This window comes from Flagellimonas sp. B-3, assembly GCF_056857835.1.
The window spans coordinates 250,809-266,459 of the sequence record NZ_JBSXNW010000016.1 but is presented as its reverse complement, the minus strand read 5'-3'; the positions used below and the strand labels follow the sequence as shown (position 1 = coordinate 266,459).

The 15,651-nt window shown below is 41.8% G+C and carries 12 protein-coding genes and 1 tRNA gene; 7 read left to right on the top strand and 6 right to left on the bottom strand.

Annotated features, from left to right (window positions below):
- Positions 1-8 precede the first annotated feature (8 nt).
- From AC13CS_RS04575 to AC13CS_RS04565, 3 genes are all read right to left on the bottom strand, one after another.
- Positions 9-3,263: a SusC/RagA family TonB-linked outer membrane protein gene (locus AC13CS_RS04575; protein WP_482888532.1), complete on the bottom strand. Its 3,255-nt coding sequence runs from the start codon at positions 3,261-3,263 to the stop codon at positions 9-11.
- Between the two features lie 150 nt (positions 3,264-3,413).
- Positions 3,414-4,367 (bottom strand): FecR family protein, encoded by a 954-nt coding sequence (locus AC13CS_RS04570; RefSeq protein ID WP_482888531.1) that lies wholly within the window; start codon positions 4,365-4,367, stop codon positions 3,414-3,416.
- 121 nt (positions 4,368-4,488) lie between these two features.
- Positions 4,489-5,049 carry an RNA polymerase sigma-70 factor gene (locus AC13CS_RS04565; RefSeq protein WP_482888530.1) on the bottom strand — a complete coding sequence of 187 codons (561 nt, stop codon included), beginning with the start codon at positions 5,047-5,049 and terminating at the stop codon, positions 4,489-4,491.
- Between the two features lie 165 nt (positions 5,050-5,214).
- Here AC13CS_RS04565 and AC13CS_RS04560 point away from each other — a divergent pair.
- From AC13CS_RS04560 to AC13CS_RS04530, 7 genes are all read left to right on the top strand, one after another.
- A tRNA-Leu gene (locus AC13CS_RS04560) sits at positions 5,215-5,298 on the top strand.
- A 159-nt stretch (positions 5,299-5,457) separates the two neighbouring features.
- Entirely contained in the window at positions 5,458-6,561 is a 1,104-nt protein-coding gene (locus AC13CS_RS04555; RefSeq protein WP_482888529.1) for a hypothetical protein, read from the top strand.
- A 106-nt stretch (positions 6,562-6,667) separates the two neighbouring features.
- Complete coding sequence (locus AC13CS_RS04550) at positions 6,668-8,278, top strand: alanine/glycine:cation symporter family protein (RefSeq protein ID WP_482888528.1); 1,611 nt, start codon at positions 6,668-6,670, stop codon at positions 8,276-8,278.
- A gap of 235 nt (positions 8,279-8,513) precedes the next feature.
- Positions 8,514-9,413, top strand: coding sequence for a MerR family transcriptional regulator (locus AC13CS_RS04545; protein WP_482888527.1), 900 nt, complete (start codon positions 8,514-8,516; stop codon positions 9,411-9,413).
- A gap of 6 nt (positions 9,414-9,419) precedes the next feature.
- On the top strand, positions 9,420-10,880 hold the full coding sequence (locus AC13CS_RS04540; protein WP_482888526.1) for a phytoene desaturase family protein: 1,461 nt from the start codon (positions 9,420-9,422) through the stop codon (positions 10,878-10,880).
- Entirely contained in the window at positions 10,877-11,719 is an 843-nt protein-coding gene (locus AC13CS_RS04535) for a phytoene/squalene synthase family protein (protein WP_482888525.1), read from the top strand. Before AC13CS_RS04540 ends, AC13CS_RS04535 begins: the two co-directional genes overlap by 4 nt.
- Positions 11,716-12,168 (top strand): sterol desaturase family protein, encoded by a 453-nt coding sequence (locus tag AC13CS_RS04530; RefSeq protein ID WP_293169216.1) that lies wholly within the window; start codon positions 11,716-11,718, stop codon positions 12,166-12,168. The genes AC13CS_RS04535 and AC13CS_RS04530 overlap by 4 nt, the downstream gene beginning before the upstream one ends.
- Here AC13CS_RS04530 and AC13CS_RS04525 read toward each other — a convergent pair whose 3' ends face one another.
- The 3 genes from AC13CS_RS04525 to AC13CS_RS04515 all read right to left on the bottom strand — a co-directional run bounded on the left by AC13CS_RS04525 (position 12,169) and on the right by AC13CS_RS04515 (position 15,640).
- Positions 12,169-12,735: a TlpA family protein disulfide reductase gene (locus tag AC13CS_RS04525; protein ID WP_482888524.1), complete on the bottom strand. Its 567-nt coding sequence runs from the start codon at positions 12,733-12,735 to the stop codon at positions 12,169-12,171.
- A complete protein-coding gene (locus AC13CS_RS04520; RefSeq protein WP_482888523.1) occupies positions 12,732-13,292 on the bottom strand; it encodes a TlpA family protein disulfide reductase in 561 nt (186 codons plus the stop codon). The genes AC13CS_RS04525 and AC13CS_RS04520 overlap by 4 nt, the downstream gene beginning before the upstream one ends.
- 80 nt (positions 13,293-13,372) lie before the next feature.
- A complete protein-coding gene (locus AC13CS_RS04515) occupies positions 13,373-15,640 on the bottom strand; it encodes an aconitate hydratase (RefSeq protein ID WP_482888522.1) in 2,268 nt (755 codons plus the stop codon).
- Positions 15,641-15,651: the final 11 nt, after the last annotated feature.

The following is a 15,651-nucleotide window of genomic DNA, read 5'->3' as shown; positions in this document are numbered from 1 at the left end:
TTTTTTGATTAGAATGATACGTTTAAGCCAAATACAAGGGTTCTTGTTTTGGGATAATTGAAGTAATCAATCCCAAAGGTCTGTATGCCGTCTATAGTCAAGTTTGAATTGATTTCCGGGTCAAAACCGCTGTAATCCGTAATCACAAATAGGTTTTGCCCCGTTATGGAAAAGCGAATCGTGTTTACCAATCCATCAAGACCGACCAATTCCGGACTAAGGTTGTAACCCAAAGTGGCATTGTTCAACCTCAAGAAATCACCGTCCTCCAAATATCTGGTGGATACGGCATTGGAGTTGGTGATATCCTCATTGGGAAATTGCGTGGCAATGGAGGTCGTGTTAAAGTTGGAACTTAAAAGCCCTTTACTGAACAACGACATTGCGGTGTGGTTGTACACCTTGTTTCCAGAAACCCCGTTAAAGTTCAATCCAAGATCAAAGTTCTTATAGTTGAAGTTCAGATAAAATGCATAGATCAAATCCGGCAATGCACTCCCCACTACTCTCCTATCTTCGGACAAAATACTCAGGCCATCATCTCCGATTCCCAAGAACTCCTGCATATAATAAGCTCCTATTGGTTCACCATTAATGTTTCCGTTAATGGTTGCATCGGTCTGGCCCGCTCCTTGTGCAGCTCCCGTGGTCAGCACTTCGTAGGGTGAGTTGGACACTTCGTTTTTGGTATAGGCCAAGTTACCGCCAATGTTATAGGAAAGATCCTTGCTGTAATCGCTGTGGTAATCCAAAGCAAGTTCAAAACCACTGTTCTTAATTTCCATATCGGGAATATTGGTCCAGTATTTATCGGTAGGTTGAACAGGGTCGGCCGGGGTTACTTCCAACAAAATATTCTCGGATACTTTATTGAAATAATCCAACGTACCGGACAAGCGATTGTTGAACAGTCCAAAATCCAAACCAAAATCCAACTGCTCGGATACCTCCCATTGGATGTCGGGATTGGCCAAACGGGTAAAAATGGTTCCGTAAGGGTAATCGGCCAAGGTCTCTTCGTCGCCATTGATGGGGTAGGAATCATTATTGTCCCTACTATCGGTAAAACTTCTTTTTGTAATTTTTGATGGAATTTCTTGATTACCGGTTCTACCCCAACTTGCCCTAAGCTTTAAATTGTTGATGGTTGTGTTCGAGCTCAAGAATGCTTCGTTCATAATGTTCCAACCAGCGGCAACGGAGGGGAAATATCCATACTTGTTGTTCCCACCAAACTTGGATGACCCGTCCGCCCTCATGGTGGCGGTAAGCATATACCTGTTATCGAACACATAATTGGCCCTACCAAAGAAAGATTGCAGCTCATTCTTTGTGGCATAAGTATTCATAAAAGTTGGCATATCTTCAGAACTTATCTGATCCTGATATTTTGGGTCGATACCATTATCCGAAAAACCCTCCATTTCAAAACTCTTTTGGTGGACAAAGGTTTCTTGGTACGTATGCCCGACCAAAAAGGTAAAATTGTGTTTATCGGTCATCAAATTATACGTCAATGTATTCTCGATAAGACTGTTTTTGTTGGTGGTGTAGATACTGTTCAGTTCTCCCCTTATGTAATCTTCCAACAAAGAGTAGGGCTTGTACTGTATATCCCTTTGTGTAGATGAGTAATCCACGCCCAAGTTCAACTTATAGGTAAGCCCATTCACAATTTCCACGGAAGGTGCCAAGTTGGCCAGAATACGATGGTTCACGGCATCATCACTGTATATTTGCTCTCTGGTCAAGGGATTGAGCATATTATCCAACAAGGTTGGTTGCCCATCGGTGTACAATGGTAATGTTGGGTTCAGCTGAAGCATGTCTCCCACAATGGCCCTTGAATCTGCGCGAAGGTTCTCGGTCCTGGTAGCTGTCATATTGAACTCGACCTTTAAACGATCGTTGAAAGCCCTTTGGGTCAAATTCAATCGACCTGAATAACGTTTAAGATCATTGCCCCTAAGAATTCCTTCTTGATCGTTCACCCCCAAGGATGCTCGGTAGGAGAATTTTTCGGATGCGCCGCTCATGGCTAAATTCACATTTTTGGTAAACCCCGTTCTGCTAAGGGCATCCTGCCAATTGGTATTGGCACCTCCGTCTTCCAAATTACCTCCGGTAACCACAACTTCTTGTCTAAAGCGATCAGCCGAAAAAACATCAACTTGGTTAGCCAAGGTTGAAAACCCGGTGGATACGTTCAAATCCATGCTGGTTCTTCCGGCCTTGCCCCTTTTGGTGGTAATTACAATTACTCCATTGGCTGCTCTTGCACCATAAATTGCTGCGGCAGAGGCATCCTTAAGCACATCTATACTTTTTATGTCCTGTGGGTTGATGAAGTTCAAGGGGTTGGTCGGAACACCGGTGCTCGTATTGTCCAAAGCAAAACCATCAATTACATAAAGTGGTGTGGTGCCCGAACGAAGACTCCCTACACCCCTGATGATTACATCCTGTGCTGCTCCGGGCTCTCCACTAACGTTGGAAATGTTCACACCGGCCACTTTACCCTGTAAAAGTTGCCCGGGGTTCATCACGATTCCTTTGTTAAAATCTTCGCTGTCCACGGAAGCGATAGAACCAGTCACATCGGTTTTTCTTTGGGTGCCATACCCAACAACAACCACATCTTCCAACATGGTGGCATCCTGCTCCAACTGAATATTGATGGTACTGCGGCCATCTACGGAAACTTCTTGGGATTTGTAGCCCAAGTAGGAAATTTGCAGCACAGCATCACTTTCAACATCAATGGAAAAGTTTCCATCAAAATCGGTAATGGTACCGTTGCCCCTACCCTTTTCCATAACCGAAGCACCGGCCAATGGAACTCCGTTTTCATCCGTTACTTGGCCCGTAACGGTAATAAAAACCACTTCGAACACTCGTTTTGGAGCCTTGGGCTTAACATCTATGGAAATGGTATTGTTGATTCTTCTAAAAGTAAGATTGGCATCTTTGGCCATCAATTCCAAAACAGACTTCAGCGACACATTTTGGTATGTAATATCGTAGGTATTTTGCAACCTATCCACTTTGCGGTCGTACACAAACTTAAAATCCGTTTGGCCTTCGATTTGTCTCAGCACATCTACTACGGTGGCATTGTCCGTGGACAGGTCCACCTTAAAACTTTCCAAGTTCTGTCCTCTGACATCAGCGGCCAGCACTGGGTTCAGAAGTGCCAAAACAATCAGAAAGCAAAATGTATGGAATGTCAACTTGATTAATTGTTTAATAGTTAGTGAATTCATAATTTCACATAATGTTTAAATGGTTATAAGTATTTGTAATTATTGAACAGTCGACAGCCTGTTTCCGCTCGCCAAAGTGTTACGGGCTGTCTCTTTTTAATTTGTTTGCTTTTATGTCATAGTAATGCTGTTTTTTGGTTTGAGTTGGTTTTAGTCAGTACATTTTCCTTTTAATTGGATTTTATTTTTATCCAAAAATTGATAGCGCAATCCGTTTTTAGCATACACAATGCTTTCCAGAATAGCATCCAATCTTTCGTTATCGTATGTTGCGGTGATATGGCAATTGCCAATGGTATTGTTATCAACCACAAAAGTTACTCCGTACCAGCGTTCCAAGGTCTGTAGCACTTTGGACAGTTCTGCGTCATCAAAATGAATGATGCCGTCTTTCCAATGTAGAAATGAGGCAATATCTATCTTTTCCTTGGAAATGGATTTTGAATTTCTATTGAAAATACCCTGCTCATTGGGCAACAGGAGTAGTTCGCTTTCTTCTGAAGCTACTTTTACCTTGCCTGTTGCCACTGTTATTGCCACTTGCTGGTTTTCTGGATAGGTATTCACATTAAAAGAAGTACCCAGCACCGTGGTTGCCACCTCGCCCGATTTTATGATAAAGGGTTTATCCAGGTTTTTAGCAACATCAAAAAAAGCTTCGCCTTCGAGTTCCACTTCCCTTGTATCGCCTTCAAATCGTTGCGGATATTTTATGGTACTGCCAGCGTTAAGATATACCTCGGTACCATCGGCCAAAACAATGTGTAGCTTTTGTCCCCACTCCGTGGTTTTGGTAATCTTGGCAATGGGTTCCACCACTTCTGTTTGATGGGTAAAGGTGTAGGCAAAATATCCAAGTCCAATCAACAAGGTTAACGAAGCCGCCACGCTGCTCCATTTTAGTATTGGCCTTCTTTTGGAATTATTTATATGTTTGGCCAATTTTTGACCTACCCGCTTCTTTTGTTTTGGATTTTTAAAAACGTTTTGATGGTTCTTGAAAAGCAACTTATGGTCAAACTCCTCCAAGAGTGATTCCTCCTTTTTGGTAATGGTACCATTGAGGTATTTTTTCATCAAAACTTTGATCTCATTTTCAGTCATTGTATGTCCGTTTCAACTACAAGTACCAGAAACGTACAGGGACGCACACTCGAAAAATCTGTTTTAATGATTACTTAATAGTACAGGAAACCTCTTAACCTTAAGCTAAAAAACCCATCATTTAAAGGAACAATGATTTAACAATGGAAAGGTCTTTGCGCAGCCTGCGGAGGGCAAAGGAAATTTGATTCTCAACCGAGCGATGGGAAATGTTCAGTCGCTCCGCGATTTCCTTATTACTGATGTTGTGTATTCGGCTCAACCTAAATACTTCCTGGCATCTTTGTGGGAGATCGGCCATACTTACATCAATACGTTCGGTAAGCTCCATAAGGTCTTCTTCCAACTCCATTTCTGGGGCTATATAAATCGAATTGGCAGCCTCAATCTGTGTTTTGTTAAACTTGGTATCCCTTAAAGTATTGTAACATTTATACCGAATCGCTTTGAAGAGATATGACTTAATATGGTTTACGTCTACAGTTTCCCTGCGTTGCCAATAATCGATCCAGATGTCCTGAACCAAATCCTTGGCCAAGGAATCGTTCATTACCAAAGACGCTGCGTAAACGTACATGGGCTCCCAAAGCATGGAGAACAGACTGTTAAATGCATTCCTGTCCGAGGCTTTGACCCGGACAGCAAGTTCTTGCTGTGCTTCATTTGTATGGGGGTGTTTCATCACGGACAAATTTCATAAAAATAAGAGTGGACGGATATTATGATATTGTAAACTTTACGAAAGCTTGTTCTCGTGTTGGTTTTAAAAACCATCGACCATAAAAAGCCATTAAAATCCTTCCCTTTTGTCCAAAAAAATTATATTTGCACACCTAAAATTCCAAAGGCCCACGTGGTGGAATTGGTAGACACGCTACCTTGAGGGGGTAGTGTTCGTAAGGACGTGCTGGTTCGACTCCAGTCGTGGGCACAGAAGAAAACCGCAAAATCTTGCGGTTTTTTTGTTTTCAAGGCTACGGATAGACTTCTATTTTTAGTCATTCTTTTTACTTCTGCTTTTTTTATTTATTTTCCGAGTAATTCCTAATCAGTCATAGTTGAATACTTATCCCTTATATAAACGATAGGCATGGATGCACAAGTATCAAGTGAAATTTCCATGTTTTATGGATGGTGGCAGCTTTCGGTATGCCTTTTTGCATTTCTTTCCCTAATGGCCATTTGGTACCATATCGGGAAAAAGCAAAATGATTATGGCCCTGTATGGCTGGCTCTTTCTGTGCTTTGTTGGGCCTTTTCCGGGCTTGTGGAAATCGTGTACCTCAACAATAATGGCCTTTACCCCCACTTTAAAGATGGTCTTAGGAGTATTCTATCATTGACCAACAGTTTGTTTATTTTGATGGCCCTGCCTTGGTTCAAATATTTGCCCAAGGCATTGGCTCCTTTGATAAAATCAAAGTTTTGGCCCTACATCATCGGTATTCCTTTTGCATTTGCACTGTTTCCTACCCTATTCAAAATGTTTTTGGTCCGTGAAGCATACGTCATCAATGAACTCGATGTTGTTTATGCACTGTTGACCTTGCTATTTTTAGGCTTTGTTTTATGGGAATCCTTTATAAAAAGAAGGCTTCCCCTCTTGGGTTGGTTAGCATTGATCACCATTTTGGTAACGCTCTTGGCCCAAATATATAAGTTGATGGACAACACCATTAATCTATTGTTGTTCTCAGCCATTTTTAAAACTTCGTTGATCATGCTGTTCTTTGCCCTGGCACTAAGTTGGGTAAAGGAACTTACCGAAACGGTGATACCAGGACCCCATCAGCTAAAACTTTTATTTGGTAAAACCGGTGGCCAAAAAAACGGTGGCGCAAGCTCAGTGACTTTAATCGGGTTTCCTGGTAATAAAGATAGAATCGTTCGGCTCACCCCTGCCCTCTATCGCTTGTTGAGAACATTTGCCGAACGCAAACTGAATTCAACCGATAATTGGCTGGAAATCAAACCTAAAAACTTTGAAGCTTCCAAAAACTATGACATTAACGACCACAATGAGCTTAAAAGGTTATTGGAGGCGCTGCTGAATGGACTCTTCGGCAAAAAGAATTGGACAAGGGACAAACACTACCATCCCTTAAAAGGCACTTTGTTCGAAATGTCGGAAAACAGGGAAAGGAAAATTAGGCTCCATATCCCAAAAGAAAACATACAGATTGAAAATGAATGACTTAGCTTTTATTTGTCAGTTATTTGGTTACTGACATTTTGAGATTCATTCCGACAATGTCCAAAAAAATCAAACCTACAATCGAAATTCAGGCAAACTTTCGATCATGGGTAAATTTCTATTGTACAGTACATTATGCATTCCAAGCAATGCAATTTTAGCATCCACATCCGAAAAAGGTCTGGACGAAAAAATAAATGAAGCCTTTATGCCCTTTGCCGTATGGTGGGAAAATCTGATTCTGGCAGAAATCCCCATATTCGGGCATGGCATTCCAATAATCCTTATCATTCTGATACTGGGGGCCCTGTTCTTTACTGTCTACTTTGGGTTTATCAACATCCGTCATTTCTCAACAGCCATACAAGTGGTCCGAGGAAAATACGATGAACTTGAAAAAACATCCCCAAAACCAAAACCACAGGTTTATGAAGTTGATGGTGACTTGGTGGACACCATTAAAGATGAAGGGCACTCGGGAGAGGTAAACCATTTTCAGGCCTTGGCCACCGCGGTATCGGGTACTGTAGGTCTGGGCAATATAGCCATGGTGGCCGTAGCCATTTCCTTTGGAGGGCCCGGAGCCACTTTTTGGATGATCTTGGCCGGACTGCTTGGCATGTCCACTAAGTTTGTGGAATGCACCCTTGGGGTAAAGTATCGGGATATAGACACCGATGGCAATGTTTATGGTGGCCCCATGTATTATTTGTCCAGAGGGTTAAAACAGCGGGGGTTTTCCCGCTTGGGCAAATTTTTGGCCTCAGTTTTTGCCATACTCTGCGTGGGGGCTTCCTTTGGTGGCGGAAATGCCTTCCAAAGCAACCAGGCCGCCGCCCAGATTATAGAACGTTTTGGTTTAACCGGCGATGCTACGGGGAGCATCATTGGCCTTGTATTTGCAATTTTAGCCGGAATTGTGATCATTGGCGGGATTAAACGTATTGCCAAGGTTACGGAAAAAGTGGTTCCCTTTATGGCCATACTTTATGTGGGTGCTGCACTGTTCATCATAATTTCCAAAATAGAATGGGTCGATGATGCCTTTGCCCTCATCATAAAAGAAGCTTTCACACCCGAAGCAACAATTTCAGGTGGATTTGTAGGGGTTATGATCCAAGGATTTAGAAGAGCTGCTTTTTCCAATGAAGCGGGCGCAGGCTCTGCCGCCATAGCACATTCGGCCGTTAATACCTCATTCCCGGCATCGGAAGGACTTGTAGGTTTGTTGGAACCTTTCATTGATACCGTTTTGGTGTGTACCATGACAGCCGTTGTCATCATTCTCTTTAACATGGACGGTGTTTTTGTATATGGCAATGTAGTAGAGGGCCAAGCTCTAATGGCTGATGGAAGTCGGTTGGGCGGGGTGAACATTACATCCCTGGCTTTTGAAAATTCCATTAACGGTTCTTCCTGGATCCTAATGGCCGCTGTATGCCTGTTTGCCTTCAGCACCATATTATCTTGGTCCTATTATGGGCTACAAGCATGGAAATACCTCTTTGGAAGAAGCAAGGTCACTGACCTTACCTATAAAATTATATTCCTTTTGTTTACGGTGCTGGGTGCTGCCATAACCCTGGATGCAGTGATAAAGTTCTCGGATGCTATGATATTGGCCCTGGTATTTCCAAACATGATCGGTTTGCTCATCTTGTTCCCTTATGTAAAAAAAGAATTCAAAGGCTATATGCATTTGATCGCCAAAAAATAGGGAAAAGGCCTCATAGGCATCAGCATTGTACATGATAATGGCAATAAAAGCCAGTTCAAGTTTATTTCCAGGGGGAAACCCTGTTCGCTTTTAGGAATGTATCGAGAGCAAGGATTTTATTGTTAAAATTCCATAAACCTTCGTGACTTTTTGAAGAGTTAGTGCAAAATTTATGATAAATAACTAGGATGACATCTTTTAAATTGTAAATTTGTTTAACGTTTAAATAAAAAAGATGAACAGTGTAAAAACTTCTTTTAGTATTCGGGATATGGAGAACCTTTCGGGCATAAAAGCCCACACCATCCGAATTTGGGAAAAGAGATATAATTTATTCCGTCCTGAAAGAACGAACACAAATATCCGGACATACAACATTACCAGTCTACAAAAGTTATTGAACGTTACCCTACTTTATAACAATGGGTACAAAATTTCCAAAATCGCCAAGTTAGGGGATGAAAAAATACCCGCATTGGTCAATGAGATTGTTTCGCAAAAAAGTAAAAAGAACCACATACTCAATTCATTGAAACTATCGATGCTCAATTTTGACCAATCACTTTTTTTGAAGACCTACAATGGGCTCATGGAGGAGAAATCGTTTACCCAGATCTTTAACGAGGTCTTTATCCCCCTGTTGAACGAACTTGGATTGTTGTGGCAAACCAACACCATAAGTCCGGCCCACGAGCATTTTATATCCAACTTGATCAAACAAAAAATATACATCCATACCGAGAAGCTTCAATTTGAAACTCCCGCAAAAAAAGATGAAGTATACGTTCTTTTTCTTCCTGAAAACGAGATACACGAATTGGGGCTCTTGTACATTAATTACCAATTGGCCCTTAACGGCTACAAAACCATATATTTAGGACAGACCATGCCGGTGGAAAGTCTTGAGGATTTACTGAAATATTACGATAACATCAGGTTTATTTCCTACTTTACCGTAGCACCCACCAAAGATGACATTGATGATTATTTTAAACGATTCCGTAAGGTGTTAAAAAAATCGCCCGGTTCCAAACTTTACGTTTTGGGTCATCAGATACAAGAATTTGAGGATGAGCAACCTTCGGGTCCCATCAAAATATTTAAATCCATTAATCAACTGATAGAATCGCTTTAAGTCCAAATGGAAAAAGTAATTGTCATCGGTTCTGGTTTTTCTTCCCTATCCGCCTCATGTTATTTGGCAAAAGAAGGATTTGAGGTGGAACTATTCGAAAAAAATGATACCGTGGGCGGCAGGGCAAGACAATTGGTCAAAGATGGTTTTACCTTTGATATTGGCCCAAGCTGGTATTGGATGCCCGATATTTTTGATAAATTTTTTGCTGACTTCAACAAAAAGACCTCGGACTATTACCAGTTGGACAAGCTAAACCCCGCCTATAAAATTTTCTTCGAAGACGACGTGATCACCATAGGTGACTGTATGGAAAAGATATGCAACGAGTTCGAACGCATTGAATCGGGAAGCAGCGAACATTTGAAACAATTTATAGCCGAAGCCCAAGAAAATTATAATATCGCTATCAACAAGGTGGTGTTGAGGCCAGGTCTTTCCCCTTTGGAGCTTGTAACCAAAGAAACCGTTTTAAAGGTTGACCAGTTTTTTAAAACCATAAGTCAACAGGTGCGTAAACGCTTCAAAAATCCAAAGTTGGTATCCACTTTGGAGTTTCCCGTACTTTTCTTGGGAGCCAAACCCAGCAAAACCCCATCCTTCTACAATTTTATGAATTTTGCCGACTTTGGTTTGGGCACATGGCATCCAAAAGGTGGTATGTACGAAATCATCAAGGCCATGCAAAGTCTGGCAGAAGAATTGGGCGTAACCATACATACCAATAGCCCCGCAACACATATTCTAGTATCCGATGGAGAGGTCTTGGGCATCAGGAGCAAAGGGGAAAATCATCTTGGTGATTATGTAGTGAGCGGTGCCGACTATCATCATTCCGAAACGTTATTGGATAAAAAATACCGACAATATTCCGAAGAATACTGGAACAAAAAAACTTATGCCCCTTCCTCTCTGCTGTTCTACATAGGTTTTGACAAGAAATTGGAAAATATTGAACATCACAATTTGTTTTTTGACACCGACTTTGAAAAACATGCCCAAGAAATCTATGATAACCCCCAATGGCCAAGCAATCCGTTGTTCTATGCCAACTTTCCGTCGGTAACCGATGCCACAATGGCGCCAAATGGTAAAGAAACAGGTTTTTTCTTGGTGCCCATTGCCCCTGGATTGGAAGATACACCACAAGTACGTGACCAATATTTTGATATTGTAATGGACCGATTTGAAAATTTAACCAAGCAAACTGTAAAAAAATCAGTAATTTTTAAGGAAAGTTTCTGTGTAAACGATTTTGTGGAGCAGTACAATTCCTATAAAGGTAATGCCTATGGCTTGGCAAACACGTTGCGCCAAACCGCTTTTTTACGACCTAACCTCAAAAGTAGCAAAGTAAAAAAATTGTTCTTTACCGGTCAGTTGACCGTTCCCGGCCCAGGGGTTCCACCATCCCTGATCTCCGGAAAACTGGTGGCTGATTTAATCATTAAAGAAGTAAAAAGATGAAAACTATTTTTGACGATGTATCCTACAACTGCAGCAAGGTCGTGACCCAGTCTTACAGCACCTCTTTTTCGTTGGCCACCAAAATGTTGGCACCGTCCATCCGTTCCGATATATACAATATTTACGGTTTTGTACGTTTTGCCGACGAAATTGTGGATACCTTTCACGATTACGACAAGGCCAAATTGTTCAATGCCTTTGAAAAAGATATGGAACAGGCCCTTGAGGACAAAATAAGCCTTAACCCTATTTTGAATTCCTTTCAGCATACCTATCACAAGTATGACATTCCGCATCATTTAGTAGCGTCGTTTATGAAAAGTATGCGCATGGACCTTACCAAGAAAAACTATGAGACTTTTGATGAATACCGTGAGTATATTTATGGTTCTGCCGATGTTGTTGGGTTGATGTGCCTTTGTGTATTTGTAAAAGGGGACAAGGAAAAGTATGAAAAATTGAAAGAATCGGCCATGGCTTTGGGTTCCGCTTTTCAAAAAGTGAACTTTTTACGTGATCTAAAAGCTGATTACGAGCATTTGAACCGGGCCTATTTTCCGAACACCAACTTGATGGAACTGGACGAGGAGTCCAAAAAGCGTATCGTAAACGAGATCAAGGCCGATTTTGCGCTTGGGTACTCAGGAATTGTACAGTTGCCCGAACAAGCCAAGTTTGGAGTTTATACCGCGTATAGATATTATAAAAAACTGCTTCAAAAATTGCAGGGCACACCTCCGCTGGAGATCAAAAACACTAGGATCCGTGTACCCAACTATCAAAAATTTGGGCTGTTGGCACAATCGTATGTAAATTATAAATTACAATTGGTACAATGAAAGTAGCACTTTGGATATTGATATTTTTGGCAACTTTTTGCTTTATGGAGTTTATGGCATGGTTTACCCATAAATACGTAATGCATGGTTTTCTATGGAGCCTGCATAAGGACCACCATAAAAAAGATCATGATTCCTGGTTTGAGCGGAATGATGCTTTCTTTATTTTTTACGCCGTCGTTAGCATGACGTTGTTTTACTTGGGCAGTTACACCTCGTTTTGGTATGGATGGCCATTAGGATTTGGCATTTTGGCCTATGGCATTGCTTATTTTACAGTTCACGATATATTTATTCACCAACGCTTTAAAATATTTAGGAATGCCAACAATTGGTATGCGCGAGGAGTACGTAGGGCGCACAAAATCCATCATAAACATTTGGGCAAAGAAGATGGGGAATGTTTTGGAATGTTGGTCGTCCCTTTCAAATATTTCAAGAAGAAGTAGTTATTCAGCCACCAATTCGTCCAGCAAGTCCCGGGTTTTGTCGGAATTCCAATTGGCGGCTCCCGTTTTATCCACTACTACATTGCCCTTTTTATCAATAATATAGGTTACCGGAATACTACCGCTTTCCAGCTCCTTTGGTGTGGCCGAAGCTTGAAAGTATACAGGTAATTCATATCCTTTTTTCTTTAGAAAAGCCTCAACTTTTTGTTTTTCATCATTGGCAACAAAGGCAAAAGTGACTTTATCTCCATAATCTTCGTAGAGCTCCACAAAACCCGGTAGTTCGGCCACACAAGGGGGACACCAAGTTGCCCAAACGTTCACCAAAATAACTTCACCTTGTTTTGATTGGAGGTTGGTTGATTTACCCTTTAGATCAACAAGGTTCCAGTTATAGTTTTTCAACCTAGTTTGTTCATCCTTGTCCACAGTGCTTGGACTAATCACTGTGGCAACGATTTTATTGACCCATACCCGTGGATAGAAGCCCAAAGGGGTAAAAAGTATGAGCACTATGGCCAAAATCCATATAGCGTTGCCGATCTGTTCCTTGGTGATTTTCATTCTGCGATTAACCGTTCCATTAATTTATAAACTTTATTGGTGCTCCAATCCGAAATTCCTTCTTCGTGAATCACAATGCTTCCTGATCTATCGATCAAATAGGACGAAGGCACCTCGCTGGGATCAATGGGCATTTTTTCGCCTATGATCAAATAGGTTACTGGGAATGTAAATTCGTGCTCTTCCATAAAGGCCTCAACAGGTGCTCTCTCCTCATTGGTGATGATGTAAAAATCAACTTCATCTTTATATTTGTCGTACAATTCCTGAATACTTGCAAGCTCTGCTTCCGATGGCAATCGCCATGAAGCCCATAAATTGATGAAGATTACCTTTCCTTTGGATTTTTCAAAGTTGAAAAAGTTCCATTCTGCATCTTTTAGCTCCCAATCGTAATCGGTGATTTTTTGTTGCTCGCTTTTTTCGATGACTTCGGGAGAAAATGCAAACACCCTGTTCAACCAAATTTTTCCGTAGTAACCGATCGGGGTCACAAAAAACGATAGGATAAAAAGAATCAATACAACATTGAGAATGGTCTTTTTGTTGATCTTCATTGAAAATTATTTATCAAAAATTAAAAACTCCTGACATCTTTTACAACATCAGGAGTTTTTACAGATTATATTAGATACAATTAAGCATTCTGCTTCTTGATCAAGTTCAAGGCCGAACCTTCGTTGAACCACTTGATTTGCGCATCGTTGTACGAATGGTTTGTTACGATGGTATCCTTACTTCCATCGGCGTGCACTACTTCGATGGTCAAAGGTTTGTCCGGAGCAAACTCAGCGGCATCAACAATATTGAACGTATCATCCTCCTGGATCAAATCGTAATCGTCCTCATTGGCAAAGGTCAAGGCCAACATACCTTGTTTCTTAAGGTTGGTCTCGTGGATCCTTGCAAAGGATTTTACCAATACAACGGCAACACCCAAGTGCCTTGGTTGCATGGCCGCATGCTCCCTTGATGAACCTTCACCGTAGTTGTGGTCTCCCACAACAACCGTCATGATTCCTTTTTTCTTGTATTCACGCTGCGTATCCGGAACACCTCCGTATTCACCGGTCAACTGGTTTTTTACAAAGTTGGTCTTTTGGTTGAATGCATTTACAGCACCAATCAAAGTATTATTGGCAATATTGTCCAAATGTCCTCTAAAACGCAACCATGGCCCGGCCATGGAAATGTGGTCGGTCGTACACTTACCAAAGGCTTTGATCAACAATTTCATACCCTGAAGATCGCTTGCTTTGATGGGCACAAATGGCTCCAACAATTGCAAACGCTCAGAATCCGAAGCCACTTTTACCTCTACTCCACTTCCATCTTCCAACGGGTCTTCATAACCGTTTTCCTTAACTTCAAAACCTTTTGGTGGCAATTCCCATCCTGTCGGTTCATCCAACATTACTTCTTCGCCATCTTCGTTGATCAACTTATCCGTTAAGGGGTTAAAATCCAAACGACCTGCAATAGCGATTGCAGCGGTCATTTCGGGCGAAGCTACGAAAGCGTGTGTATTGGGGTTTCCATCGGCGCGCTTTGCGAAGTTTCGGTTAAAGGAGTGAACAATACTATTTTTTGGAGCGTTCTTCGGGTCTTTATAACGTGCCCATTGGCCTATACATGGTCCGCAAGCATTTGTGAAGATTTTGGCATCCAATTTTTCGAATATCTCAAGGATACCATCACGCTCCGTAGTATATCTTACTTGTTCCGAACCTGGGTTTATACCAAATTCAGCTTTTGTTTTCAGTTTTTTGTCCAAAGCTTGTTGTGCAATGGATGATGCTCTCGATAAATCTTCATAAGAAGAGTTGGTACAAGATCCTATCAATCCCCACTCAACAGCTAAAGGCCAACCGTTTTTCTCGGCCTTTTCTTTCATTGTTCCTACTTCTGTTGCCAAATCCGGGGTAAATGGTCCGTTTAGCAAAGGCTTTAATTCGGAAAGGTTTATTTCGATTACTTGGTCAAAATATTGCTCTGGGTTGGCATAAACTTCTGGATCGGCGGTCAAATGTTCTTTTACCTTGTTTGCCTCATCCGCAACATCTTTCCTGTCCGTCGCCCTTAGGTAACGCTCCATGGATTCGTCGTAACCGAATGTGGAAGTGGTAGCCCCGATTTCCGCACCCATGTTACAGATGGTTCCTTTACCGGTACAGGACATGGAAGTGGCTCCTGGGCCAAAATATTCCACAATGGCTCCTGTTCCCCCTTTTACGGTAAGAATTTCGGCCACTTTTAGAATAACATCTTTAGGGGCTGTCCAACCAGATAGCTTACCGGTCAATTTTACACCGATCAACTTGGGGAATTTTAGTTCCCAGGCCATTCCGGCCATTACATCCACTGCATCGGCCCCACCAACACCAATGGCAACCATCCCCAATCCACCGGCGTTTACGGTATGGGAATCGGTTCCAATCATCATACCTCCAGGAAATGCATAATTTTCCAAGACAACTTGGTGAATAATACCTGCACCTGGTTTCCAAAATCCAATTCCATATTTGTTCGATACAGACCCCAAGAAGTCAAAAACCTCTTTACTGGTTTCGTTGGCGTGCTTCAAATCTGATGCTGCGCCATCCTTGGCTTGGATCAAGTGATCACAGTGAACCGTTGTAGGCACCGCTACTTTATCCTTGCCCGCCTGCATAAATTGAAGCAAGGCCATTTGCGCCGTTGCATCTTGACAAGCGATTCTATCGGGTGCAAAGTCAACGTAATCCTTGCCTCTTACAAATGCTTTTTCGGGTTTACCGTCCCAAAGGTGGGAGTATAAGATTTTTTCGGAAAGTGTAAGGGGCTTGCCCACCAATTCACGGGCTTTTTCCACACGTTCCCCTATGGAAGCGTAAACGCCCTTAATCATGTCTATATCAAATGCCATTATACAATTGA